This window comes from Micromonospora sp. CPCC 205539 (assembly GCF_036906815.1).
Classification (GTDB): domain Bacteria; phylum Actinomycetota; class Actinomycetes; order Mycobacteriales; family Micromonosporaceae; genus Micromonospora.
In genome coordinates this window covers 18,074-40,965 of record NZ_JBAKHW010000034.1, presented here as the reverse complement: position 1 = coordinate 40,965, position 22,892 = coordinate 18,074, and the positions used below count along the sequence as shown (strand labels likewise).

The following is a 22,892-nucleotide window of genomic DNA, read 5'->3' as shown; positions in this document are numbered from 1 at the left end:
CGCGGTGGAATCCCAGGATGGTTCGGGAGGTGGGGGCCAGTGCCGGGCACCGGCCCCCGCCGCCGCTGCTGCTAGTAGCCGAGTTTCCCGGTGCCGGAGCCGGCCGTGACGACCGACTTGATCGTGCTCGGATCGGTGACCGTGTACGGGTAGTAGATGCTCGGTTCCTGGACCGAGCCACCCGCGTCACCCGGCTCGCTGGTGCCGGCGAGCACGTTGTTGCGGGCGATCAGCCGGCCCTTGGCCCCGGCGTAGCTGATCGACCAGGGCACCTCGACGTCCTCGAAGTAGTTGCCCTCGACCACACAACCGGAGTTGAGCTGGCAGGCGACCCCGACGTCGGTGTTGTAGACGAAGTAGTTGTTGAGCACGTGCACCGGCTCGCCGAAGCGGACCCGCGGGTTGCGCTGCGGCGTCCGGTCGAACCAGTTGTGGTGGTAGGTCACCTTCAGGTAGTTGGTGTCCTGCGCGGCATTGCTGTCGTCGTGCCCGAGCAGCATGTTCTTGGTGTGGTGATGGGTGTGGTTCCAGGAGACCGTGACGTAGCTGGCGCCGCGCTTGATGTCGATCAGCCCGTCATAGCCGTACGCCAGGTCGTTGTGGTCGAGCCAGATGTGGTGCGAGAACATCTGCACGTTGATCGCGTCGTCCACCGTGTTACGGAAGTTCAGGTTGCGGACGATCACGTTGTGCACCGCATTGGCGGGCGGGCTGGTCGCGGTGCTCACCGGCAGGCCGATGTTCAGGCCGCCGCCGGTGATGCCCGAGCTGGCGCCCACGCCGACGATCGTCTTGTCCGAGGTCACGTCGTGCATCGGGCCGGGTAGCGCGATCACGCCGCTGACCCGGATGTTCAGTGGGCCGGCGGTGCCGATCGCGGTGAGCAGTTCGGCGGCGGTGTCGACGGTGACCGTCGGGCCGCCCGCGCCGCCGGTGGTGCCGTTCTGGCCGAGGGCGTTCACCGACGCGAAACCGATCGGCGGTGCGCCCGGATCCAGCGGTGGTTCGGCGGGCGGCAGCGTCGGTTCGCCCGGCGGCTCCCCGGGCCCCCCGGTCTCGGTGTCCACCCGGACGTCGTCGAAGGAGGCGCTCGCGTACGACGTGGCGAGCCCGGCCCGGCCGGTGGCGAACGCGGTGTCGGTCGCCTCGACCACCAGCACGCCGTTGACGTAGCCCCGCAGTGCCGAGCCGACCGCCTCCAGTCGGAGGGTGGCCCAGCTGCCGGTGGTCACGCCGCCCGCGGCGGAGTCGAGCGCCACCGGGTCGCCGCCGGCCCGCTTGAGCAGTTGCACGCCGCCGCTGGCGGTGACCGCGAGCGCGTAGTAATTGCTGCTGCTCTGCGCTCGGGCGACAACCCCGACATGCCGGTTGGTGCCGCCGAACCCGGTCGGCTTGACCCGGGCCTGCACGCCGTAGTCCACCCAGCTCGCCGTGCCGGTCAACGCTCGGGCGTCGCTGCTGGTGCCGGACTGACGAAAGACCAACGAGCCGTCGGTCACCACCGACCAGCTCCCGCCGGAGCGTGACCACCCGTTCGCGTTCCCGTCGGAGAAGTCGTCGCTCAGCAGCGTGTCGGCGAACGCGGGCGGGGTGGCGATGAGCACCGCCGCCGCGGCGAGCGCGCCGGCCGTCAGCGCCGCGGCGATCAGCCGCGGCCCCGGGCGGCCCCGAGGGTGCAGTGATTTCATCATGGACCTCCCTGGTGGTGGTGGCGGTCTCATTTGCCGGATGCCGTAACGGATACGAAATGAGCCATACACGAACGGTAGGTAGACGCAGTGGTAAGAGTCAATCCATCACGTGTGCAGGTATGTTGCAGACGATTTTGGCAATACGTATTGCCCGGCCGCTGGCGGCCGAGCTGGAAGGCGTTCGTCCGATTCCTACCGGACGGTCGTGCCCATTCTTTGCAGCCGTACGGGCCATTTCTCGCGACGGCTGGCGTTCAGTTGTCGATGCTCCACGCGCTTTCTGTGGGCGGGGACCGGGTCGCCCGTGGCGCGCTTACGGCCGCCGGCGTCGGGCCTCGGTGCCATGGGACCCGCCCCGGGCGAGCCGGTGTCGACCCTGATTCGTGCGGCGCCGACCCCGAGCGAGCCGACGCCGGGCGGCGGGCGAACCGCTGCCGGACTCTGCGCCGGTCGGTGCGGGGGAATCGCCGGCACGGGGCGGGGGAGCCTCGGTCCGGCGGGCCTGGATGACACCGTTATCCACCTCTCGAGCCTGCAAAGGTTTGCAGCGAAGTAAGCACGGAAGCGAGATCAACGTCAATGCCCGGCCGCGAACCTGCGGCATTTATCCGAGTTGATGGGGGGCGGCACGGTGCGCTGGGTCCTCGGTGGTTGCGAGATCAGTAACGTCGGCCATGATCAATGCAACAACCGTTTGCAGGAAACAACACCATGTTGATTGACATGAATGAATCGGGGTGCCTAGCATGGGTGCCGGAAAGCGCTTTCCGACCCCGCACCCCACCGCCACGGATCGCCGGCCGATCCGGCGCTGGCCCGCGCACGGCGACGCCCACGTCCACGCGTCGCCGACCGGTGCGAGCCGCCGCCGCGGCCCGTCGGACCCCCGCCCGGTCTGCGATCCGCCCCGCGAAAGGCAGCAGCCAGATGCTCTCCACGCCCGCTCGCGGCACCCCGTCGCGCTGGTGGTCGCTCGCCGCCGTCGGCCTCGCCACCGTCCTGCTCACCCCGCCCGGGCTGGCCGAAGCCACCCCGATCGACACGCCGGCCACATTGGTCGCTCCGGCAGTCGCCGGTCCTGCCGACGGCTTCGCCAGCGTCACCGCGCTCGGCCAGGCCGGCACCACCGGCGGGGCCGGAGGACCCACCGTCACGGTCACCACCACCGCCCAGTTCCTGGACTACATCGCCCGGCCCGGGCCGTACGTCGTCCAGGTCTCCGGCACCATCAACCTGCCCGCCGGCAGCAGCGACGGGATGTACAACGTCGCCTCGGACAAGACCATCGTCGGGCTCGGCGCGACCGCTCGGCTCTCCGGCGGTGGCCTGAACATCGGCGTGCCGGTCGACGACGACGTCACCGCACCGCCAGCGAACGCCGTACACAACATCATCATCCGTAACCTGCACATCACCGGCGCGAGCGACGACCTGATCAACGTGCAGATGTTCTCCCACCACGTCTGGATCGACCACAACGAGTTCTCCAATGGTGATGACGGCGCGGTGGACATCAAGCGCGGATCCGATTTCGTCACCGTCTCCTGGAATCACTTCCACGACCACGACAAGACGTTGTTGCTGGGCCATGACGAGGATGCCGGCCCGCAGGACATCGGTCGGTTGCGGGTCACCTATCACCACAATTTCTTCGACCGCTCCGACCAGCGCAACCCCCGGGTGCGCTTCTCCGCGCTGGCGCACGTCTACAACAACTACTACTACGACAACAGCTACGGAGTCGCGTCCACCTACGACGCGGCCGTGCTCATGGAGAACAACTACTTCTACTCCGTCAACAACCCCGGTCGGGTCGACTTCAGCGGCGACCTGGGCCGGATCGTGGCCCGGGGGAACACCCTCGTCGCCTGCAACCACCCGATCGAGACCCGTGGCACCGTCCCCGATCCGCGCGGCTACTACCCCTACCAGCTCACCCCCACCGCCGAGGTGCCGACCACCGTTCCGGCCGGCGCGGGAGTGGGCAAGCTGTCGTCGACGCTCGCCGCGCCCTCGTCGAGCGCGGTGCCGGCCAGCCAGCCGGACGGGTTCGCCAGCGTCGTCGCGCTCGGTCAGAACGGTACGACCGGCGGGGCCGGCGGTCCGGTGGTCACCGCGACCAACGCGGCCGACTTCCTCGACTACATCGACACCATCGGGCCGATGGTCATCCAGGTCAGCGGCGTGATCCAGATCAGCAGCAAGCAGGGGGTCCGACCGAACAAGACCATCATCGGTGTCGGGAACGCCGAGATCACCGGCGGTGGGCTGGACTTCTACCGGTCGTACAACGTGATCGTCCGCAACATCAACTTCACCGATGCCGAGGACGACGCGATCAACGTCGGGCAGAACTCCCACCACATCTGGATCGACCACAACCGGTTCACCGGGGCGATCGACGGCTCGGTGGACATCGTGCGGGGCGCCGACTACGTGACGGTGTCGTGGAACCACTTCGACCAGGCCGACAAGAGCATGCTGATCGGGCACTCCGACGGCGCGGCGTCCACCGACATCGGGCACCTGAAGGTCAGCATCCACCACAACTTCTTCGACCACAGCCGTCAACGCCACCCCCGGGTGCGGTTCGGCGAGCCGGTGCACGTCTACAACAACTACTTCCTCGGCAATGCCCTCTACGGCGTCGCGTCGACCGAGAACGCCGGCGTCCTGGTCGAGGGCAACTACTTCCGGGACGTGCCGTACCCGCTGCACTCCGCGAGCGGGTACGCCGACAGCGGGCCGGGCCGCGCGGTGCAGCGGGGCAACGTCTTCGTCAACTCGGGGCAGCCCGAGACCGCCGGGACCGTCGTCGAACCGCGCACCTACTACCCGTACCAGCTCGACCCGGCGGCGACCATTCCGTCGCTGGTCACCGCCGGCGCCGGGACCGGCCGGCTGAGCTGACGCTCGCGCGTCGTACCGTCTCGGCTCTCGTGGTGACGCCGGCCGGGACGGTACGACGGGGAGAAGCGGGCCGGGCGTCCATCAGCACCGGCGGCAGGTCAGGAGTGGGTCGCGGTAACGCCGTAGAGCAGCGTCTGGCCGTAGTTGCTGCTGCTGCACGGTGACGAGTTGGTGCAGTTGGCCTGGGTGTACGCGCCGGCTTTGAAGTAGGCGCCGGAGAAGCTCCTGCCGATGGTGGTCTGCAGGGTGTTGTTGTAATAGGCCCGGACCTGACCCCCGCTGACCACGAACTTCGCCTGGAACCGGGTGCCGAGTTGGTAGTTGCTGGTGACCAGCTTGTGGTGGGCGGTGTCGCCGTTGGTGACGTACAGACTCGAGCCTTCGAGACGGAAGACGGTCACGTCGTCGTCACCGTCGTGGATCTGCGCGATCACCGCGTGCGGTTTGCCGGCCGGCAGTGCCGTGAAGGCGCCATCCACCACCAGCGTGTGGGTGCCGGAGGTGGACGACCAACTGGCGTTGCTGGTGCCGTTGTTGGTCATCTCGCGCAGCTCGGAGCGCGGATAGCCGGACCCGCTGGTGGTGACACCGTTGACGGGAGCCCGGAACTGGACGGCGCGGCACGAGTCGGCGGTGACGAACCACGGTGACACCTGGAAGGTGTCCAGGGCGGGCTGCTTGACCTCGGTGGGGCTCTCCGAGGCGCCGGTCGGCAGAGTGATCTTCCAGTTGGTCAGATTGAGCACGTCGGCCGGCACGGAGCAGTCGCCGCCACCGCCGCCATCCGGGCCGTAGATGCGTGCCTCGGTGATGCTGTTCCAGTCGTTGCTCGTGTTGCCGTAACCGACGACCCGCACGTAACGCGCGGCGCGGTCGTTGACGTCGTACGTCTCGAGCTGCAGCGTCGTGCCGCTGCTCTGGCGTTGGGAGACGATCGTGGTCCACGAGCTGGCGTCCGTCGACGCCTGCACCTGGAAGGTGCTCCGACGGATGTCGCCGCTGTGCCAGGCGAGGCCCACCGAGCCGACCTGCGTGCTGGCGCCGAGGTCGAAGCGGATCCACGAGCCGTCTCCCTCGGCGGACCAGCGGGTCGAGAGACTGCCGTCGAGAGTGTTCGCCGGGACGTTGCCGTCGTGGTCACTGGCGACGACGGCCTGGACCGGCAGCGCGTTGGCCGCATGGGCGACGGGCACACCGATCAGCATGGCACCGAGTAGGGCGACAGGGGTCGCGAGAATGAGAGTTCGTCGCATGAGACCGTCCCGGGTCGGAGTTACCAATGCGAGCGACCTCGCACTGGTGCTGAGTGACCATAGAAAGCAATTCGACGATAATCAATGTATGATCGCCATACTCTTTACGCGGTGGCACCCGCTCCGTCAGGTCGTGGGGCTGGCGCCGACGACGGCGGCCAGATGGTCGGGCAGCGGGTACGGTCGCTCCACCGGCAGCATCTCCGCTGCGGCGGCTTGATCACCGTTACGCAGCAGGTCCCGGATGGCGTGGGCCGTCGGGGTGACGTCCCTGACGCCGACGGTCCATTCGTCGACGTACCGATCGACTGCCTCCCCGCTCAGCCCCACCTGCAGCGAACGATGCGGCATCGGTTGTAGCCGCAGCGAGCGCTCCGGGTCCTCGCGGTCAGCGACGCAGGGTCGTGGACGGTGACTCGCCGAAGCGGGTCCGGTAGTCACTCGCGAAGCGGCCGAGGTGGACGAACCCGTGCTGCACGGCCACGGTCGTCACGGACCCCCCGGGACCGGCCGCGCGCAACGCGCCGCGGGCCGCGTCGAGTCGGCATCCGCGCAGGTACGCGGTCGGCGTGGTGTGCAGTTCGCGGCGGAAGCAGTCCTGCAGCGTCCGTACGCTCACCCGCAGTGCCTCCGCGACATCCCCGACCGTCAGTGCCTCGCCGTGGTGGTCCCGAATCAGGGCACAGGCCTGCCGGACGAGGCGCCCAGGGGTCGGGTGGTGGGCAGGCCCGGCGAGCAGGTCGGTGTAGGTGTGCTGGTGGGCCAGCAGCAGTTGGCCGATGAGCCCCTGCTCGAAACGGTCGGCGACCTGTGGGTGGTCCAGCAGGGACGCGTCCGCCGGTTGCGCCAACTCGTCGGCGAGGAAATCCACGCCCCGTGCCCAGGCCCTCGCCGTGGGCGTATTCATGGTCATCCCGATGTCGAAGCGGACCGGCCCGTCCACCGGGCGGCCGAGGAGGCGGGCGAGCTCCTGGTCGACGATGCGCCGATCGGCGTAGAAGATCCGGTGCGGCGACCCCTCGGACCAGTGCATGTCCGAGGCGTCGTAGGGGGACAGGACGGAGGCGAGGCTGGGCGTCGAGGTCACGGTGCGGCCGGCGTGGCGCACCGTCGTGCTGCCGCTGCGGGGGATCTGCACGAGGTAGAAGCTCTCCAGCGCCGCCGGCTGGATCCGTACGGCCTGGCCGTAGTCGAGGTCGATGACGCCGACGCCGCCGACGCGGTGCGCTGCCATCCGCAGCCGAACGCTGCGGACGCCCGCCTGCGGAACGAGCCGGTGTGGACAGAAGACCCGACCCACCTCGGCCCGAGCGCGTTCGACGTCGTCCGTCCGAACCGTCACGGAATCCATTCGACACCTCCCGGGGCGCCCTGCTGCGCCGACCATAGGCGTCACCGTGCGGGGCAGCGCCGGAAAGCCGCCGACCCGACAGGTTGTCGCGTACCGCGGACAGAGCCCGCGCACAACGGATAGCGACCGGTGCGACGTGCTCGATAGCGTGCGGACACCGCCGGCGCCACTGGTGCCGGCACTCCCGTCAGCGGGTCACCCACCCCGGAGGCTGTCATGAGGATCGCCATCGTCGGCGCTGGATTCGCCGGACTGAGCGCAGCGAAGGTGCTGCGCCAGAGCGGCTTCGACGTCACCGTGTTCGAGAGGGCGCCCGACGTCGGCGGGGTGTGGAGTCGCACCCGGCGCTATCCCGGCCTCTGCACACAGAACAACAAGGGCACCTACCACTTCTCCGACCTGCCCATGCCGGCGCGCTACCCGCAGTGGCCGACGGGTGAGCAGGTCCAGCAGTACCTCGAGAGCTACGTGGACACGTTCGGGCTCAGCGGTGTCCTGCGCCTGGACACCGAGGTCCTCTCCGCGGAGCTGCTGGACGACGAGTCCGCGTGGCTGCTCGCCTCGCGACCGACCGGTCGCGAGGACGACGCGGTGACCTGGGAGCGGTACGACCACCTCGTCGTCGCCAACGGCATCTTCTCCGATCCCCTCATCCCGCCCTTCGAGGGCCGGGCCGAGTTCACCGCCGCCGGGGGACGCGTCCTGGCCACCGGCGAGTTCCACGACGTCGAGGCGGTTCGCGGGAAGAACGTCCTCGTCGTCGGGTATGGCAAGTCGTCCTGCGACGTGGCGATTCCGGTGAGCGACGCCGCCGCCCAGACCCACGTGGTCGCCCGCGAACTGCTCTGGAAGATGCCCAGGAAGCTCGGCGGCGCCGTCAACTACAAGTACCTCCTGCTCACCCGGATGGGTGAGGCGCTGTTCCGGTACCTCAACCTGAAGGGCTTCGAGCGTTTCCTGCACGGCCCGGGGAACGGCGTACGGCGTCGTCTGCTCGACAGCGTCGGGTCGGTCGCGACCAGGCAGCTCAGGCTGCGCGAGTTGGGTCTCGTGCCACGCGGGGCCTTCCAGGACATCGCGCGGAGCACCGTCAGCCTGGCGACCGACGGCTTCTACGAGCGCGTCGCCGACGGCCGGATCGTCGTGCACCGGGACCAGACGATCACCCAACTCCTGGTGGACGACGGCCGGCCGGCCGCCCGCCTGGCCGACGGCACCGTGCTCCCCGCCGACCTGGTCATCTGTGGCACCGGTTTCCGGCAGCACGTTCCGTTCTTCGACGAGGCGACGAACGCCCGGCTCCAGGACGGCGCGGGCAACTTCATGCTTCACCGCCAGATCCTGCCGATCGACGTCCCCCGGCTGACCTTCGCCGGCTACAACTCCTCGTTCTTCAGTCCGCTGAGCGCGGAGATGGCCGCGGTCTGGACGGTCGCCTGCCTACGGGGAGGGATCACCGTGCCGTCCCGGGATCAGATGCGCGAAGAGATACGCGCCCGCCTGGAGTGGATGACGGAGCGCACCAACGGGCGCCACGCCCGCGGCACGAACATCATTCCGTTCTCGATGCACAACATCGACGAAGTGCTCGACGACCTCGGGCTCAACGTCGGCCGGCTGACCCGGGTCCGCCAGTGGCTGCTGCCGGTGAGCCCGCGCTCCTACCGGAACGTGACGGCGCGCATGATCCGGCGTACGGCCACGACGCTCGACCAGAGGGCTTCGGTGCGGTGAGATGTAAGGCTCACAACACGAGAGGGTCCGCATGAACTGGACGTTGGAAGTGGTGGTCGTACCCGTCTCGGACGTGGACCGGGCCAAGGAGTTCTACGCCGACCGGCTCGGCTTCGTCGTCGATCACGACACCGTGATCAACGAAGACGCGCGGATCGTGCAGCTGACGCCGCCGGGCTCCGGCTGCTCCGTCGTCATCGGCAAGGGCGTGGTGCCGGACATGCCCCCCGGCTCGCTCAAGGGGCTGCAACTGGTGGTGCCCGACCTGCAGAAGGCGCGGGCCGAGCTGGTGGAGCGGGGCGTCGAGGTCAGCGAGATCCAGGTGCTGGGCGCCAGCCCTCAACCGGTGCCGGACCCGCTGGACAACGTCGGGTTCGTCTTCTTCGCCGACCCGGACGGCAACGCCTGGGCGGTGCAGCAGATCTCGTCCCGCGCCTGAGTAATCCGCGATAACCGCCGGGAGCGCGAAAGACCAGAATAAAATCCTTCAGAAGGGATGAGACTGGACTAATCGTCGAGGGGGCTCGGGGCGATGGCAGCGGGGCAGGTCACGCTCGGGTGACTCGGCGATGTTGACGCGCGCCGGGTTTCGCGGCCTCGGGGACAGCAAGAGCCCGTCCGGGGCGACCGTCCTGGAGCTGTTGTTCGACATCGTCTACGTCTTCGCGCTCGCCCGCCTCGCCGGACGGGTCGCCGACGACCTGACCATCGTCCGGCACACGCTGTTGTCGGAGGCGGGTCAGACGCTGCTGTTCTTCGCGGCGATGTGGATGATCTGGTCGCTGAACGCGCTGATGTCGAGCACCTACGACCCCCGTCGCGCGGATCTCCAGGTCGTCCTGCTGGCGACGATGTTCGGCACGCTGGTGCTGGCCGTGTCCCTGCCGCAGGCGTTCGGCCAGCGGGGTGTGATCTTCGCCTGCACGTACGTCCTCATCCAGGTGGGTCGCCCGCTCTACCTGACGTTGGCGCTGCGGGACCATCCGCGGTCGCAGAACATGCACCGGGTGCTGACCTGGCACGTGATCTCCGGCGTCCTGTGGATCAGCGGCGGCATCAGCGGCGGTCTTGGTCGCGGCATCTTCTGGACGCTCGCCCTCGCCATCGAGGTCCTCGGCTCCATCGCCGGCTGGCCGGTGCCCTGGCTTCGCGGCAAGCGGGGCAGCGGCTGGGCGACGGTCTCGTACCCACACCTCGCCGAGCGGTACAACCAGTTCTTCATGATCGCGCTCGCCGAGGTGGTGCTCGAGGCAGGTGCCGCGGTCAGCTATCCGGGGTTCTCGACCGGACGGACCATCACCCTCGTCGCGGCGTTCCTGGCCGCGGTGGCGCTCTGGCGGATCTACTTCTACCACGTCGCGCCGGGCCGACCCGTGACCAACACTCTGGCCGGGGAGGCGCTGACACTGTCCCGGTGGGCGAGCTACAGCCTGCTGCTCATCGTCGGCGGAATCATCTGCACCGCCGTCGGCTTCGGGCAGATCATCGAGGACCCGGATCCGCCGATCGACTGGGCGCTGGTGGTCATCGTCTTCGGGGGCCCGGTGCTGTTCCTGATCGGGCGGACCTACCTGGAGCAGCGGAGCAGTTCCGGGCCGCCCTGCCGCGTGCTGTTGCTCGGCGCGCTGGCGTTGGCCGTGGCGGCGCCGCCCATGGTGCTGCTACCGCCGCTCGCCTCGGCCGTCAGCGCCGCGGTGATCCTGGCCGCCATCGCCGCGTACGACGGGCTGATCCACCGGCGCGGACCGGAGACCAATCCGACGCTGTAGTCGGCGTCCGCGCGGGCGCGGGGTCTTGCCGGCCGCCGAGCGTCTCGCGTAAGTTCTCGGGCACGCCGTCGAGCTGGGAGGAGGTCAGAACAATGTCCGATGTTCTGCGCCCCCTCCGCGCTCCGGCGTCGACGCGGATCTGACCCGGGGCGCTCGTTTCCCGGAGGTCACCGATGACCGATCTGATCATCCGTCCGCTCGTCGCGGGCGAGGAAACCCTGTTCGAATCCATGCCTGATCCGCTGCCCCAACTGCGCAAGAACAGCTATGCCGACGGGATCGCGGGTGGCGGCTTTCGACCCGAACACACCTGGATCGCCCAGCGCGCCGGCCGGGTGGTCGGCCGGGCGGCCTGGCTCCTCCCGCCGGGCGCCGTGGGTGCACCCTGGCTCGAGCGGTTCGACCTGGACGCCGAGCCGGAGGTGGGTGCCGCGCTGCTGCGCGCCGCCCACGAGGCACTCGGCGGTCCCCGGCTGTACTACGCCGCCATGCCGGCGCACTGGCGGCGACGGCCCGAGGTGCTGGCCGTGATGGAGGCGCCGATGGCAGCGGCCCGGCTCGCCGGGCTGGTCGAGCAGGGGGAGCGGGTGCGCTGCTCCTGGACCGGCACACCACTGCCGGCGACCCCCGGGCGGTACGTCCTCCGGCCGGCCGCCAACCCGGCGGAGATCAACGGGCTGGTCGGCCGGATCGCCGAGCCGGACGTGTTGACCGGTGTGGAGATCGCCCGGGTGGTGGCCGGCGTTGACCTGGCCACTGACCCGCTGGCCTGGCTGGGGGGCACGGCCGGGGACGAGTGGCGGGTTGCGGTGGATGCCGGGGTGCCGGTCGGGCTGGTCGGCACGGCCGGCGACGCCTGCTATCCGCTCCTCGTGTACCTCGGTCTGCTCGACGAGGCCGTCCGGGCCGAACTGCTGGCCGAGGCGGTCCGGGTGCTGGCCGACGGTGGCGCCCGGGAGGTGATTGCCGACGTGGACGCGCACCGGGTGGCGGTCATCGCGGAGCTGGAGCGGACCGGGTTCCGGCAGTTGCGGGCCCGGGTCCTCTTCGCGCCGGACGAGAGCGCCTGATCGGCTGACGTGGTGGCAGGGGCGCGGGCCGCTCCTGCCACCACCATCGACGCGCCGCTGGTCAGACCTGGACGACCCGTCGGCGCTGCCGCCACGCCAGGCTCGCGGCCTGCAGCACGAAGAAGATGCCGCCGGCCGCGGTGTAGACGATCAACATGCCGAGGCTGGGCTCGTCGCCGAGAGCGGCGGGCAGGTAGGTCGCGCCGGCGATCACCGAGAGGGCGCCGGCGATCAGCATCGGCCACTGACGGCCGAGCTCGGGGCTGCGGCGGATCGCGACGGTGAACTGGGCGACGCCGGACACGATGGCCCAGACGCCGAAGGTGAAGAGCACCGCGCCGATGCCGCTGATGGCCGCCAGACCGAGGGCGAGCGCCGTCAGGGCGCTGAGCGCGGTGTTGAAGATCTGCAGCCGACGAGCCGGGGTGCCGGGATCCTCGCGAGCATCCAGCAGCGAGGCCACGACGTCGATGAGCGGGTAGCTGATCAGGAGGACGACGGTGGCGGCGGTGAGCGAGTCGCTGACGGCCGAGAAGCCAGCGGCCCAGGCGATCGCGATGAGGCCGCGGACGAGGTAGATGCGAAGGAGGGAGGGCATCGGAGTTTCAGCTTTCTGCCGGGCAGGGAGGGTTACCTCTATCACCCTGCCGACCGCGCCGCTCGGAGGCACCAGGGAGACACCCTGGCCCGGGCACTGGCCGTCGTGGACCAGGCGGTCCCCGGGTGCGGCCGGTCGCCGGCGAGGTGCAGCATGCAGGCATGCGAACCGTTGATGTGGTGGTGATCGGTGCCGGTCCGGGCGGCGAGGTGGCGGCCGGGCGACTGGCCGAGGCGGGCCTGGACGTGGTGATCGTGGAAGCCGACAAGGTCGGTGGCGAGTGCTCCTACTACGCCTGTATTCCGTCGAAGGCTCTGCTGCGTCCGGGTGAGCTGCTCGCCGAGGCGCGTCGGGTGCCGGGGGTTGCCGAGGCGGTGACCGGCCCACTGGACGTCCAGGCCGTGCTGCGCCGGCGTGACTCCCTCATCGGTGACCTGGACGACAGCGGCCAGTTGCCGTGGCTGGCCGAACGCGGGGTCACGCTGGTCCGCGGCTGGGGCCGGCTGGCCGGCGAGAAGCGGGTCGAGGTCGGCGGCGAGATCATCGAGGCCCGGCGGGCGGTCATCCTCGCCGGCGGCACCCGAGCGGTGCTGCCGCCGATCGAGGGGCTCGCCGAGGCGGAGCCGTGGACCAACCGGGAGGCCACGACGGCCCGGGAGATCCCCGGCTCGTTGATCGTGATCGGCGGCGGGGTCGTCGGCGCGGAGCTGAGCCAGGCGTACCGGTCGCTCGGGTCCCGGGTCACGCTGGTGGTCGGCGACCGGGGGCTGCTGCCCCGCGAGGAGGACTTCGTCCGCAGCCAGGTCAGCGAGTCCCTGGCCGAGCAGGGCGTGGACATCCGCGCTGGCCAGCGCGCGGTCGCCGTCCGGCGCGTCGGTGACCAGGTGACCGTGACCATGAGCGATGGCAGTGCGGTGACCGCCGAGCAGGTGTTGGTCGCCGCGGGTCGCGTACCGCAGACCGACGGTCTCGGGCTGGAGACCGTGGGCGCGGAGACCGGCGGCTATCTCAAGGTGGACGAGCGGATGCGGGTGCCGGCGGTGGACTGGCTCTACGTGGTCGGCGACCTCAACGGCCGCGCGCTGTTCACGCACATGGCGAAGTACCAGGCGGCGATCGCGGCCGGCGACATCCTGGGCGGCGACCTGGTGGCGGAGCACCTCGCCGACGGCACCGGCTCGCCCCGAGTGATCTTCACCGAGCCCCAGGTCGCGGCAGTGGGCCACACCACGGCCAGCGCGGCGGCCGCGGGCCTTCGGGTACGCGTGATCGACGTCCCGACCGACGGGAACGCGGGCGGTGCCTTCTCCGGCGGCACCCGTGGCACCAGCAGGTTCCTCGTCGACGAGGATCGTGGAGTGCTGGTCGGCGTCACCATCACCGGGACCGCCGTCGCCGACTTCCTCCAGGCGGCCACGATCGCGATCGTCGGAGAGGTGCCGGTCCGGCGACTGCGGCACGCGATCCCCGCGTTCCCCACCCGCAGTGAGATCTGGCTCCACCTGTTCAACGCGCTGGACAGCTGACGCCCGGGTGTCGGCCAGGGAGTCCCCCTGGGGCGACCTGAGCGCCGGAACCGCGACGGTGGGAGCCGGATGTCGGACGGCATCCGGCACAGCGGAGGGTGGAAATCGTGGACTTCAAGCTCGAGGTCGTCGTCCTGCCGGTCTCGGACGTGGATCGGGCCAAGGCCTTCTACCAGAAGGCGGGCTTCCGGGAGGACGTCGACTACGTCGCGACGGACGGCTTCCGCGTCGTGCACGTCACCCCACCCGGCTCGGCGTCCTCGATCATCATCGGCAACGGGGTGACGGACGCCGCACCGGGCTCGGTGCAGGGCGTACACCTCGTGGTGGACGACGTCGTCGCCGCCCGGGCCGAGTTGATCGCCCGCGGGGTCGAGGTGAGCGAGGTCTTCCACGACGCGGGTGGGGTGTTCCACCACGCCGGCACGCGGGACCGGGTGGACGGCCCGCAGCCGGAGCGGCGGTCGTACGGCTCGTTCGCGTCGTTCAGCGACCCGGACGGCAACGGCTTCGTGCTGCAGGAGGTCACCGTCCGGCAGCCGGGACGGATCACCGAGGTCCGCTACGGCTCGGTGGCCGAGGTCGAGCAGGCGCTGCGCGACGCCGCCATCGCGCACGGCCGGCACGAGGCGGAGCTCGGGCACGAGGACCCCGACTGGCCGACCTGGTACGCCGGCCACATGGCCAGGGCGGCCGGTCTCGATTCCTGATCGGCAGCGCGTGGGGCCGGGCTCCGCACCGGCCCCACGCAGGCCGTACCTGGGGATCGACGATCTCTTCCGGTGTAACCTCCGCCGGGGAGGTGCCGTGCCGAGTAACACCGAGAGTCCAGCGTTGCGTGGCCGCCGGCGCGAGCGGGAAACGCTCGATCGGCTGCTGCGTGACGTCCGCGCTGGGCACAGTCGGGTGCTGGTGCTCCGTGGTGAGGCGGGCGCCGGCAAGACCGCGCTGCTGGACTACCTGGGCGAGCACGCGTCGCCCGGCCGGGTGACCCGGGCAGCCGGGGTGGAGCCCGAGTCCGAGATCGCGTACTCGGCGCTGCAGCAACTGTGCGCACCGCTGCTCGGCCATCTCGACCGGCTGCCGGAGCCGCAACGCGCCGCCCTCGCCACCGCCTTCGGGTTGAGCCCGGGTAAGCCGCCGGAAGGGCTGCTCATCGGGCTCGCCGTGCTCGGGCTGCTCGCGGAGGCCGCGGCGGAGCAGCCGCTGGTCTGCATCGTGGACGACGTGCAGTGGATGGACCGGATGTCCGAGGTCATCCTCACCTTCGTCGCCCGCCGCCTGGACGCCGAGTCGATCGCACTGGTCTTCGGCTGCCGCAGCCCGGGCGACGAGCAGATCCTCGGCAGCATGCCGGAACTGCGCGTCGACGGGTTGTCTCCGGCGGACGCGCGGGCGCTGCTGGATTCGGTGCTGCCCGGGCCGGTCGACGACCGGGTACGCGATCGGATAGTCGCCGAGACGCGCGGCAACCCGCTCGCCCTGCTCGAGCTGCCGCGTGGCCTCACGCCGGCGGAGCTGGCCTTCGGATTCGGTGCCCAGAGCGCGACGCCGCTGGTAGGCCGCATGGAGGCCGGCTTTCAGCGGCGCATCGACGCACTCCCGGCGCCCACCCGTTGGCTCCTGCTCACCGCCGCGGTCGAGCCGGTCGGGAACGTGACGCTGCTGTGGCGCGCGCTCGATCAGCTGGGCGTCGGCCGGGACGCCGCCGCGCCCGCGGAGGCCGCAGGGCTGATCGAGATCGGCGCCAGCGTGCGATTCCGCCATCCACTGGTGCGGTCGGCGGTCTGGCGATCGGCCGAGGCCACCGAGCTGCGCGAGGTGCACCGCGCATTGGCCGAGGTGACCGACCCGGGTCAGCATCCCGACCGCCGTGCCTGGCACCGGGCGCACGCCGCGGTCGATCCGGACGAGGAGGTCGCCGTCGAGCTGGAGCGTTCGGCCGGCCGGGCCCTCGCTCGCGGCGGCCGATCCGCGGCCGCCTCCTTCCTGGAGCGCGCCGTCGAGCTGACCCCGGATCCCAAGCCGCGCGCCGGGCGTGCCCTGGCCGCCGCGCGCGCCCGACTCGACGCGGGGGACCTGAACCAGGTGCCGGACCTGCTGGCCGCCGCCGAGCTGGGTCCGCTCGACCCGCTGCAACGCGCCGACGTGGAGTGTCTACGGGCGCAGGTCGCGTTCGTGCACAATCCCGGCCGGGCGGCCGGCCCGCCGCTGCTCGCGGCTGCCCGTCGCCTCGAGGAGCTGGATCTCCCCACGGCGCGCACGACGTACCTCACGGCGTTGGGTGCCGCCGTGCACGCGGGCCGACTCGGTGGCAACGACCTGCGCCGGGCAGCCGAGGGCGCCCGCCGCGTGCCGGCGGGGGAGGAGGTGGCCGGCCAGTTCCTGACCGGCCTCACGGCCTGGATCCTGGACGGGTACGCGGCTGCCGTGCCGCAGCTGCGCCGGGCTCTCGACGCGATGACGGCCGACGAGGATCTGCACCTGCTCTGGCTGGCCGCGCCGGTCGCGCACGAGGTGTGGGACGACGCGACCTGGTGCCGGCTCACCGAGCAGGCGGTCGACTTCGCGCGTACGACCGGCGCGATGTCGCTGCTCCCCACGGCGCTGACCTTCCGCGCCGGCGCTCTGGTGTACGCGGGTCGGTTCGCCGACGCGTCGGACCTGCTCGACGAGTCCGACGCCCTCGGACAGGCCACCGGGCAGGCCCCACACCCGTCCGGCGCGCTGACCCTGGCCGCCCATCGCGGTCGGGAGTTGCCCGCGATGGAGTTGATCGACGCCACCATCAAGGATGCCGACGCGCGCGGCGAGGGCCGTCCGCTCGGCATGGCCGGCTACGCCACAGCGGTGCTCTCCAACGGGACCGGCCGCTATCCGGCCGCGTTGGAGGCCGCGCGCAAGGCGGTCGAGTACGAGGACCTCGCCGTGTACAACTGGACGCTCGGCGAGTTGGTCGAGGCCGCTGTCCGCGTCGGGGAGACCGGCGCGGCCGACGAGGCCCGCGCGCGCCTGGCGGAGCGGACCGGCGCCGCCGGCACCGACTGGGCGCTCGGCGCGCAGGCCCTCGCCGACGCTCTGGCGGGGCCCTCGGCGAAAGCCGAGGACTCCTACCGCGAGGCCGTCGAGCGCCTGGCCGCCAGCCAGCTCGGGCTGCAGGTGGCGCGGGCCCGGCTGCTGTACGGGGAGTGGCTGCGCCGGGAGAACCGGCGCAGCGATGCCCGGACCCAGTTGCGTACCGCCCACGAGGCGTTCGCCACGATGGGAGCGGAGGGCTTCGCCGAGCGGGCGAGCCGGGAATTGGTCGCCACCGGCGAGACCGTCCGCAGGCGGACCCTCGGCATGCCGGACGAGCTCACCCCGCAGGAGGCGCAGATTGCGCGGCTGGCCGTGGCGGGCCGGACCAACCCGGAGATCGGCGCTGCGCTGTTCCTCAGCCCGCGTACCGTCGAGTGGCACCTGCGCAAGGTCTTCACCAAGCTGGGCATCGGGTCGCGCCGCGAGCTGGCCGGGGCCCTGCGCGACCGCTGACCCGGTCGTCACCGGGGCACGCGGGTGAACAACCGGCCGGCGAGGTCGGCGCCGGTGATCGCGCCGCTCTCGTCACGGGCGAAGAAGCCGCGCTGCCCCTGCAGGCCGCCGCTGGTGACAAGGTATTCGTCGCCGTCACCCGGCAGCAGGCCGAGGTCGGCCGGGGGGAGATCCGGGGGGAGCTCCGTGTCCGTGGCCGCGCGGACCTCCGGTTTGATCGCGCATTCGATCGTGAGTGCGGCCCCGTCCGTGGCGATGGTCAGCGTCATCAGCTCGTTCTCGTAGCTCCCGAGGACCTCCCGGGCCCGCGCGTCGTCGAAGGGCAGCGGCTCCGGGTCGTGCTCGACGACACCCAGGTAGTGCTCGAGCGCCCACCGGACGACCGCCTGATTGACGGCGAGGCCGGCGTCCGGGCCGGCGTTGGACAGCGCGACGACGGCGAAGTCACGTTCGGGGACGATGAGGAGTTCGGCGAACTGGCCGTTGGCCGAGCCGCCGTGCCCGACGGTGCGTACGCCGTCCACGTCGCGGAGGAACCAGCAGATGCCGAAGGCGTCACCGAGCGTGCTGCCCCGCAGTTCGACCGTCGGCTCCGTCATCTGCCGCAGCAGCTCGGTGGGCAGCACCCGGACGCCGTCCTCGGCGCGGCCGTCACCGAGGTGGAACCGAGCCCACCGGAGCTGGTCCGTCACGGATGACACCGCACCGCCGCCGGGGTTGTTGGCGCGGCTGTCCTTCCACTGTCGAGCGACGGACAGGCTGCCGTCCTCGTCGTGGTTGTGCCCCACCGCGAACGGCCGGGTCAGCACGTCGTTCGTCGCGAAGGAGGTGTGCGCGAGGCCCAGCGGCTCGAACAGCAGCGAGGCGACGGCCTGCTCGTAGGTCAGGCCGGTGACCTTCTCGATGATCCGCCCGGCGAGGCTGTACCCCACCTGGCTGTAGGAGGCCCGGGTGCCCGGCGGTGCGATCTGGTCGGACTCGGACATCTTCGCCACGTACGCGGCCAGGGCGTCGTCTCCCTCACCGGTCTCGGCGCCCATCCTCCAGTCCAGCCCGGCGGTGTGGTTGAGCAGCTGCGACACGGTGATCTCCGCTGCGGCCTGCTCATCCGGGAGTACGAACTCCGGGATGTAGCGACGGACCGGCGCGTCCAGGTCGACCCGCCCCTGCGCGACCAGCCGCATGAGCGCGGTCGCCGTGAAGGGCTTGGTGACCGAACCCAGGACGAACAGCGTGTCCCGGTCGACGGGCAGGGGGTTCTCGATGCTCGTCACTCCGTGGGACGCGTACACCTCCTGACCGTTCGCCCACACCCCGACGGCGACGCCGGGAACACCGAACTTGGTGGCCGCCGCCTCGACGAACTCCGACAACTGCTGCTGCGTCATGTCGTGCCCCTTCTCCGGACTTGCACTTTGTGCAAGTCGCTGTCAGAGCAAACACTAAGGCACCGCTTGAACATTGTGCAAGAGCATTTCTCCCCGGTCCTGCCCGGCCGGGCCGGGTCAGGCGGCGACCTGCCGCTCCAGGCCGTCGAGGAGGGCCTGGAGGCCGAACTCGAAGGCCTGGTCGGGGGAGGCGGCGTAGGTGGCCGCCGCCGGGGTTTCCAGGCGGGCGCGCAGCCGGGGGTGCCGCATGGCGACCTCCTTGGCCCTGGTCATGGCGTCCTGGAAGTGCTCCTCGGCGGTGGTGTCGTCCCGGGTGAGCTTCCGGGTGAGCGAGGCCGTCGCGGCGGCGCCCGCCGCGTTCCCGAGAACGTAGGTGAAGACGGCGGAGGCGGCCTGGTCGGCCTGGTCGCCCGTGAAGCCGGCGGCCTCGTAGACGGCGAGGCTGCGGTCGTCGTGGCGGGACTTGCCCTCGCCGTAGAGGACGTGCGCGGCGAAGGCCTGCACCAGCCAGGGGTGTCGGGTGAACATCTCGTAGAGGTCGACCGCCATGGCGGTGGCCGCGGTGCGCCAGCCGACCACGTTCAGGTCGGGCAGCTCGAGCTCGCCCCACACCTGGTCGGTGGCGAGCAGGACGAGGTTGTCCTTGTTCTTGACGTGCCAGTACATGGCGGTGGCCGCGGAGTCGAGGCGCTTGCCCAGGGCGCGCATGTTCAGGCCCTCGAGGCCTTCGGCGTCGAGCAGTTCGACGGCCGTGCGGACGATCTGGTCGCGGGTCAGGGTGTCGCGTGGCATGGCCCTCACGGTACGTGATCGCTTGCACAATGTTCAAGGTCGCACTTGCACAATGTTCAAGTAGTCGACTACGGTCGTCCCCAGGCCACTTGAACTAAGTGCAAATTGAAGGAGTCCCCCATGAACACCCTCGCCGCCGTCATGCAGTTGCTCGTCGCCATCGCCTTCGTCAGCATCCCGGTGGTCCGGCACCGGTTCGGCCCGGTCGCGAAGGCCGCCGCCGAGGCCGAGCTGCGCCGCCAGAACGTCCGCCCAGGGGTGTTGGAAGAGAACGGCATCCGATTCGACGCCAGCGGCCACGAGACCGCGGCCCCGGTGACCGTCGCCGCGGTGATGATCACCACTGCGGCCCTGCACGTCGCCGGCGCCGACCTGGCCCAGCTGCTGACCTGGATCTTCTCCTCGCTGGTCGTGCTGATGAACGTGGCGATCGTGTACAGCAACCACACCGCGGTGAAGTCCGTGGAGGCCGCTTTCCGCCGCAAGGGCGACCCGGAGCTGACCCGTGTGGAGGTCGAGCCCTTCCTCCAGGCCGCCGAGAACGCCTTCCCGCGCTGGGTGCGCATCCAGACCTACCTGCGTAACACGGTGGTCTTCGCCGGCTCCGCCGTCGCGCTGGTCGCCGTCTCGTTCGTCTGACCAGGTGGCGGTGCGGCGGGGCGTGCACCAGCCCGTCCTTCGCGGCGATGCTGCCGCCGCGAAGCCCCCTTCCGTGTGTCAGTGGCTGAGCACCACCTTGCCGGACAGGCGGCCGGTCGCGTGCCGGCGGTGCACCTCGACGATCTCGGTGATCGGGAGACGCTCGGTGACGCCCGGGGAGATTCCGTCGGTGTCCACCCGGCGAGCGATCTCGGCGAGGTGAGAGGGGTCCCTGTGGATGGTCATGACCATCGTGCGTACCGCGCGTCGACGGTCCGGGGACGCCGGCGAGGTGATCGAGACCAGGCCGCCGCCCGGCTCGATCAGCGCGACGAGCCGGTCCAGGCTGGACCCGTCGATGGAAGCCGCGTTGAAGACGCCGTCGACCGGCTCGGTCAGCCGGTCGACGGTGTGGTCGAGGACCTCGTCGGCACCGGCCGATCGGGCTGCCGCGACGCTGGCCGGTCCCGCCACGCCCACGACGGTGGCGCCGGCGAGCTTGGCGAACTGCACCGCGAACCGGCCGACGCCGCCGCCCGCGCCGTTGATCAGGATGCGTTGACCGGGCGCAACCCGCAGGTGCTCGTTGATGCCCTGCCAGGCGGTGAGCCCGGCGATCGGCAGGGCCGCGGCGTCGGCGAGCGGGATGCTCGTCGGTGCCGGCACCACCGCCGTGGCGGGGGCGAGGGTGAATTCCCCGCTGGCGCCGTCCGCCGGCCGTGGCAGCGCCGCGATCACCCGATCGCCGATCGCGTGGCCGCTGACACCAGCTCCGAGTCCGGCGATCGTGCCGGCGACGTCGGTGCCCGGGATGTGCGGCATCCGTACGGGGTGCGAGTGGTGCAGGGCGCCGGCCCGCATGATGGCGTCGGCGGGGTTGAACGACGTACCGGCGACTTCGATCAGCACCTCGCCGGTGCCGGGGACCGGCTGCGGGGCCTCCTCGTACCGGAGCACCTCCGGTCCGCCGTACTCGTGCATGCGAATGGCGTACATGTCGTCCTCCAATGGTGCCCGCGACGGAGGTTCAGCCGGCGACGAGCTTGCGGGCGTACTCCGGGTTGGTGTAGTCGCGCCAGGCAGCGATTTTGTCGTCCTGGATCTCGTAGACCGCCATGTTCATCACCGGGGCCACCGGGCGGCCCGGCAGGCCGAGGCCGTGCACCTGCTCGGCGATGACGACGTCGCCGTTCACCGCCTGGTGCACGGTCGCGAACTGGACCTCGGCGAAGGTGCCGAACACGCCCGCCCAGAGTTGCAGGACCGCGTCGCGGCCGCGTACCTCGTTGTCGCCGTACGCCTGGAAGACGACCTCGGGATGCAGGTAGGGCGCGAGACGGTCGGCGTCCTTGGTGTTGAACGCCTCGACGAACTCACGGATCAACGCATCGTTGCTCGATGTCATGTCGAATCCTTCTCAGTTGGCGGGCTGGGCGGCGGCGTTGAACACCGGAGGCGTGTAGCCGGCCGGCTTGTCGCCGATGGCGAGGCCGGGGCTCACCACCCAGGACTGGTACTGCGGGGTGAACATCCCGTACGGCAGCCCGACCTGCGGCGCGCTGGCCTCGTCGAGCCGGCGACGGGCGTCGGCCGGGATCTCGAAGTCGAGCGCGCCGAAGTTGCTGTCGAGCTGCTCGGGGCTGCTCGCTCCGATGACCACCGAACCGACGGCTGGCTGGGTGACCACCCAGTTGATCGCGACCTGCGCCATGCTGCGTCCCAGGTCGGCGGCCACGTCCTGGAGCGCCTCGATGACCGTCCAGTCGCGGGGGCTGATCTCCCGGCCTGCGGCGTCCGGGTTGGTCAACCGGCCGGTCCCGCTCATGCCGTCGCCGTCGCGCTTGTACTTGCCGCTGAGCAGGCCGCCGCCGATTGGGCTCCACGCGGTGATGCCCATCCCCAGGGTCTGGGCCATCGACACGAACTCCGCCTCGATGTCGCGGGCGACCAGGGAGTACGGAAGCTGCACGTTGATCATCGGAACCAGCCCGTGCGCCTCGGCGTAGCTCTGCGCCCGGGCCGCGTACCAGGCTGGCACGTCGGAGAGTCCGGCGTACCGGATCTTGCCGGCCCGTACCAGGTCGTCGAGGGTGTGCACGACCTCCTCGATCGGGGTGATCCGGTCCCAGGTGTGCAGCAGGTACAGGTCGATGTAGTCGGTGCCGAGCCGGCCCAGCGAGGCATCCAGGGCCCGCATGATGTGCTTGCGGCCGTTGCCGCTGGCGTTCGGGTCGGTCGGGTCGACGGTGTTGGTGGCCTTGCTGGTGAGCACGAGGCGGTCCCGGACGCCGGCCCGGTCGATCAGGCGGCCGAGGATCTTCTCGCTCTCGCCGGCGGTGTAGAAGTCCGCCGTGTCGATGAAGTTTCCGCCCCCGTCCAGATACCTACGGAAGATCGGCTCCGCCTCTTCCTCGGTCTTGCCGTACGCGGCGTGGAACCCGCTGACGCCGAAGTTCATCGTGCCCAGGGCCAGCCGGCTCACCCGCAGGCCGGACCGTCCGAGCAGGTAGTACTCGTTCACGTGTCGTCCTCCCGATCGCTGCCGGCCCGGGACCGGACCGCGCACTTCCCGACCATTGCTCGGCAAATTTGGACCTGCAAGTCCAGACTGCTGAGGGTCCTTCTCGGTCTAGCATTGGA

At 70.6% G+C, this 22,892-nt stretch carries 18 protein-coding genes and 1 pseudogene; 9 read left to right on the top strand and 10 right to left on the bottom strand.

Going from position 1 to position 22,892, the window contains the following annotated elements:
- Nucleotides 1-71 precede the first annotated feature (71 nt).
- The gene (locus tag V6V47_RS25275; RefSeq protein ID WP_334630853.1) at nt 72-1,688 is read right to left on the bottom strand and encodes a pectate lyase family protein; all 1,617 of its coding nucleotides are present in this window, start codon (nt 1,686-1,688) and stop codon (nt 72-74) included.
- 930 nt (nt 1,689-2,618) lie between these two features.
- On the opposite strand from V6V47_RS25275, the gene V6V47_RS25270 reads away from it, so the two are divergent.
- A complete protein-coding gene (locus V6V47_RS25270) occupies nt 2,619-4,601 on the top strand; it encodes a pectate lyase family protein (protein ID WP_334630852.1) in 1,983 nt (660 codons plus the stop codon).
- A 98-nt stretch (nt 4,602-4,699) separates the two neighbouring features.
- Here V6V47_RS25270 and V6V47_RS25265 read toward each other — a convergent pair whose 3' ends face one another.
- The 3 genes and pseudogenes from V6V47_RS25265 to V6V47_RS25255 form a co-directional block, all read right to left on the bottom strand.
- Nucleotides 4,700-5,854 carry a polysaccharide lyase family 7 protein gene (locus V6V47_RS25265; protein ID WP_334630851.1) on the bottom strand — a complete coding sequence of 385 codons (1,155 nt, stop codon included), beginning with the start codon at nt 5,852-5,854 and terminating at the stop codon, nt 4,700-4,702.
- A 126-nt stretch (nt 5,855-5,980) separates the two neighbouring features.
- Nucleotides 5,981-6,235: pseudogene (locus V6V47_RS25260) on the bottom strand (DUF4291 family protein); the annotation flags it as partial.
- A 7-nt stretch (nt 6,236-6,242) separates the two neighbouring features.
- The gene (locus V6V47_RS25255) at nt 6,243-7,196 is read right to left on the bottom strand and encodes an AraC family transcriptional regulator (RefSeq protein WP_334630850.1); all 954 of its coding nucleotides are present in this window, start codon (nt 7,194-7,196) and stop codon (nt 6,243-6,245) included.
- A 225-nt stretch (nt 7,197-7,421) separates the two neighbouring features.
- On the opposite strand from V6V47_RS25255, the gene V6V47_RS25250 reads away from it, so the two are divergent.
- From V6V47_RS25250 to V6V47_RS25235, 4 genes are all read left to right on the top strand, one after another.
- Nucleotides 7,422-8,939, top strand: coding sequence for a flavin-containing monooxygenase (locus V6V47_RS25250; RefSeq protein ID WP_334630849.1), 1,518 nt, complete (start codon nt 7,422-7,424; stop codon nt 8,937-8,939).
- A 31-nt stretch (nt 8,940-8,970) separates the two neighbouring features.
- The gene (locus V6V47_RS25245) at nt 8,971-9,378 is read left to right on the top strand and encodes a VOC family protein (protein ID WP_334630848.1); all 408 of its coding nucleotides are present in this window, start codon (nt 8,971-8,973) and stop codon (nt 9,376-9,378) included.
- 130 nt (nt 9,379-9,508) lie between these two features.
- Nucleotides 9,509-10,708, top strand: a complete 1,200-nt coding sequence (locus V6V47_RS25240) for a low temperature requirement protein A (protein WP_334630847.1) — start codon at nt 9,509-9,511, stop codon at nt 10,706-10,708.
- Nucleotides 10,709-10,881: 173 nt separating this feature from the next.
- Nucleotides 10,882-11,778, top strand: a complete 897-nt coding sequence (locus V6V47_RS25235; protein WP_334630846.1) for an acetyltransferase — start codon at nt 10,882-10,884, stop codon at nt 11,776-11,778.
- A gap of 61 nt (nt 11,779-11,839) precedes the next feature.
- On the opposite strand, the gene V6V47_RS25230 is transcribed toward V6V47_RS25235, so the two are convergent.
- Nucleotides 11,840-12,376 carry a DUF308 domain-containing protein gene (locus tag V6V47_RS25230; RefSeq protein ID WP_334630845.1) on the bottom strand — a complete coding sequence of 179 codons (537 nt, stop codon included), beginning with the start codon at nt 12,374-12,376 and terminating at the stop codon, nt 11,840-11,842.
- 161 nt (nt 12,377-12,537) lie between these two features.
- On the opposite strand from V6V47_RS25230, the gene V6V47_RS25225 reads away from it, so the two are divergent.
- From V6V47_RS25225 to V6V47_RS25215, 3 genes are all read left to right on the top strand, one after another.
- On the top strand, nt 12,538-13,902 hold the full coding sequence (locus tag V6V47_RS25225) for a dihydrolipoyl dehydrogenase family protein (RefSeq protein ID WP_334630844.1): 1,365 nt from the start codon (nt 12,538-12,540) through the stop codon (nt 13,900-13,902).
- Between the two features lie 107 nt (nt 13,903-14,009).
- The gene (locus V6V47_RS25220) at nt 14,010-14,612 is read left to right on the top strand and encodes a VOC family protein (protein WP_334630843.1); all 603 of its coding nucleotides are present in this window, start codon (nt 14,010-14,012) and stop codon (nt 14,610-14,612) included.
- Nucleotides 14,613-14,709: 97 nt separating this feature from the next.
- A complete protein-coding gene (locus V6V47_RS25215; RefSeq protein WP_334630842.1) occupies nt 14,710-17,433 on the top strand; it encodes an ATP-binding protein in 2,724 nt (907 codons plus the stop codon).
- An 8-nt stretch (nt 17,434-17,441) separates the two neighbouring features.
- On the opposite strand, the gene V6V47_RS25210 is transcribed toward V6V47_RS25215, so the two are convergent.
- Both V6V47_RS25210 and V6V47_RS25205 read right to left on the bottom strand, forming a co-directional pair.
- Nucleotides 17,442-18,821: a serine hydrolase domain-containing protein gene (locus tag V6V47_RS25210; protein ID WP_334630841.1), complete on the bottom strand. Its 1,380-nt coding sequence runs from the start codon at nt 18,819-18,821 to the stop codon at nt 17,442-17,444.
- Between the two features lie 117 nt (nt 18,822-18,938).
- Entirely contained in the window at nt 18,939-19,613 is a 675-nt protein-coding gene (locus tag V6V47_RS25205; protein WP_334630840.1) for a TetR/AcrR family transcriptional regulator, read from the bottom strand.
- A gap of 120 nt (nt 19,614-19,733) precedes the next feature.
- Here V6V47_RS25205 and V6V47_RS25200 point away from each other — a divergent pair, with 120 nt between their 5' ends.
- Nucleotides 19,734-20,252: a hypothetical protein gene (locus tag V6V47_RS25200; RefSeq protein ID WP_334630839.1), complete on the top strand. Its 519-nt coding sequence runs from the start codon at nt 19,734-19,736 to the stop codon at nt 20,250-20,252.
- 78 nt (nt 20,253-20,330) lie between these two features.
- Here the strand turns inward: V6V47_RS25200 and V6V47_RS25195 are convergent, their stop codons facing one another.
- From V6V47_RS25195 to V6V47_RS25185, 3 genes are read right to left on the bottom strand one after another with little or no spacing between them, the layout of a single operon-like run.
- Entirely contained in the window at nt 20,331-21,248 is a 918-nt protein-coding gene (locus tag V6V47_RS25195; protein WP_334630838.1) for an NADP-dependent oxidoreductase, read from the bottom strand.
- A 31-nt stretch (nt 21,249-21,279) separates the two neighbouring features.
- Nucleotides 21,280-21,657: a nuclear transport factor 2 family protein gene (locus tag V6V47_RS25190; protein WP_334630837.1), complete on the bottom strand. Its 378-nt coding sequence runs from the start codon at nt 21,655-21,657 to the stop codon at nt 21,280-21,282.
- A 12-nt stretch (nt 21,658-21,669) separates the two neighbouring features.
- A complete protein-coding gene (locus V6V47_RS25185) occupies nt 21,670-22,773 on the bottom strand; it encodes an aldo/keto reductase (protein ID WP_334630836.1) in 1,104 nt (367 codons plus the stop codon).
- Between the last annotated feature and the right edge of the window lie 119 nt (nt 22,774-22,892).

Bases quoted from the DNA above. Each gene is read 5' to 3' on its own strand.
- V6V47_RS25200 (WP_334630839.1), top strand. From the start codon at position 19,734: ATGAACACCCTCGCCGCCGTCATGCAGTTGCTCGTCGCCATCGCCTTC.
- V6V47_RS25250 (WP_334630849.1), top strand. From the start codon at position 7,422: ATGAGGATCGCCATCGTCGGCGCTGGATTCGCCGGACTGAGCGCAGCG.
- V6V47_RS25195 (WP_334630838.1), bottom strand. From the start codon at position 21,248: ATGTACGCCATTCGCATGCACGAGTACGGCGGACCGGAGGTGCTCCGG.
- V6V47_RS25210 (WP_334630841.1), bottom strand. From the start codon at position 18,821: ATGACGCAGCAGCAGTTGTCGGAGTTCGTCGAGGCGGCGGCCACCAAG.
- V6V47_RS25265 (WP_334630851.1), bottom strand. From the start codon at position 5,854: ATGCGACGAACTCTCATTCTCGCGACCCCTGTCGCCCTACTCGGTGCC.
- V6V47_RS25270 (WP_334630852.1), top strand. From the start codon at position 2,619: ATGCTCTCCACGCCCGCTCGCGGCACCCCGTCGCGCTGGTGGTCGCTC.
- V6V47_RS25225 (WP_334630844.1), top strand. From the start codon at position 12,538: ATGCGAACCGTTGATGTGGTGGTGATCGGTGCCGGTCCGGGCGGCGAG.
- V6V47_RS25205 (WP_334630840.1), bottom strand. From the start codon at position 19,613: ATGCCACGCGACACCCTGACCCGCGACCAGATCGTCCGCACGGCCGTC.
- V6V47_RS25190 (WP_334630837.1), bottom strand. From the start codon at position 21,657: ATGACATCGAGCAACGATGCGTTGATCCGTGAGTTCGTCGAGGCGTTC.
- V6V47_RS25235 (WP_334630846.1), top strand. From the start codon at position 10,882: ATGACCGATCTGATCATCCGTCCGCTCGTCGCGGGCGAGGAAACCCTG.
- V6V47_RS25240 (WP_334630847.1), top strand. From the start codon at position 9,509: ATGTTGACGCGCGCCGGGTTTCGCGGCCTCGGGGACAGCAAGAGCCCG.
- V6V47_RS25230 (WP_334630845.1), bottom strand. From the start codon at position 12,376: ATGCCCTCCCTCCTTCGCATCTACCTCGTCCGCGGCCTCATCGCGATC.
- V6V47_RS25275 (WP_334630853.1), bottom strand. From the start codon at position 1,688: ATGAAATCACTGCACCCTCGGGGCCGCCCGGGGCCGCGGCTGATCGCC.
- V6V47_RS25245 (WP_334630848.1), top strand. From the start codon at position 8,971: ATGAACTGGACGTTGGAAGTGGTGGTCGTACCCGTCTCGGACGTGGAC.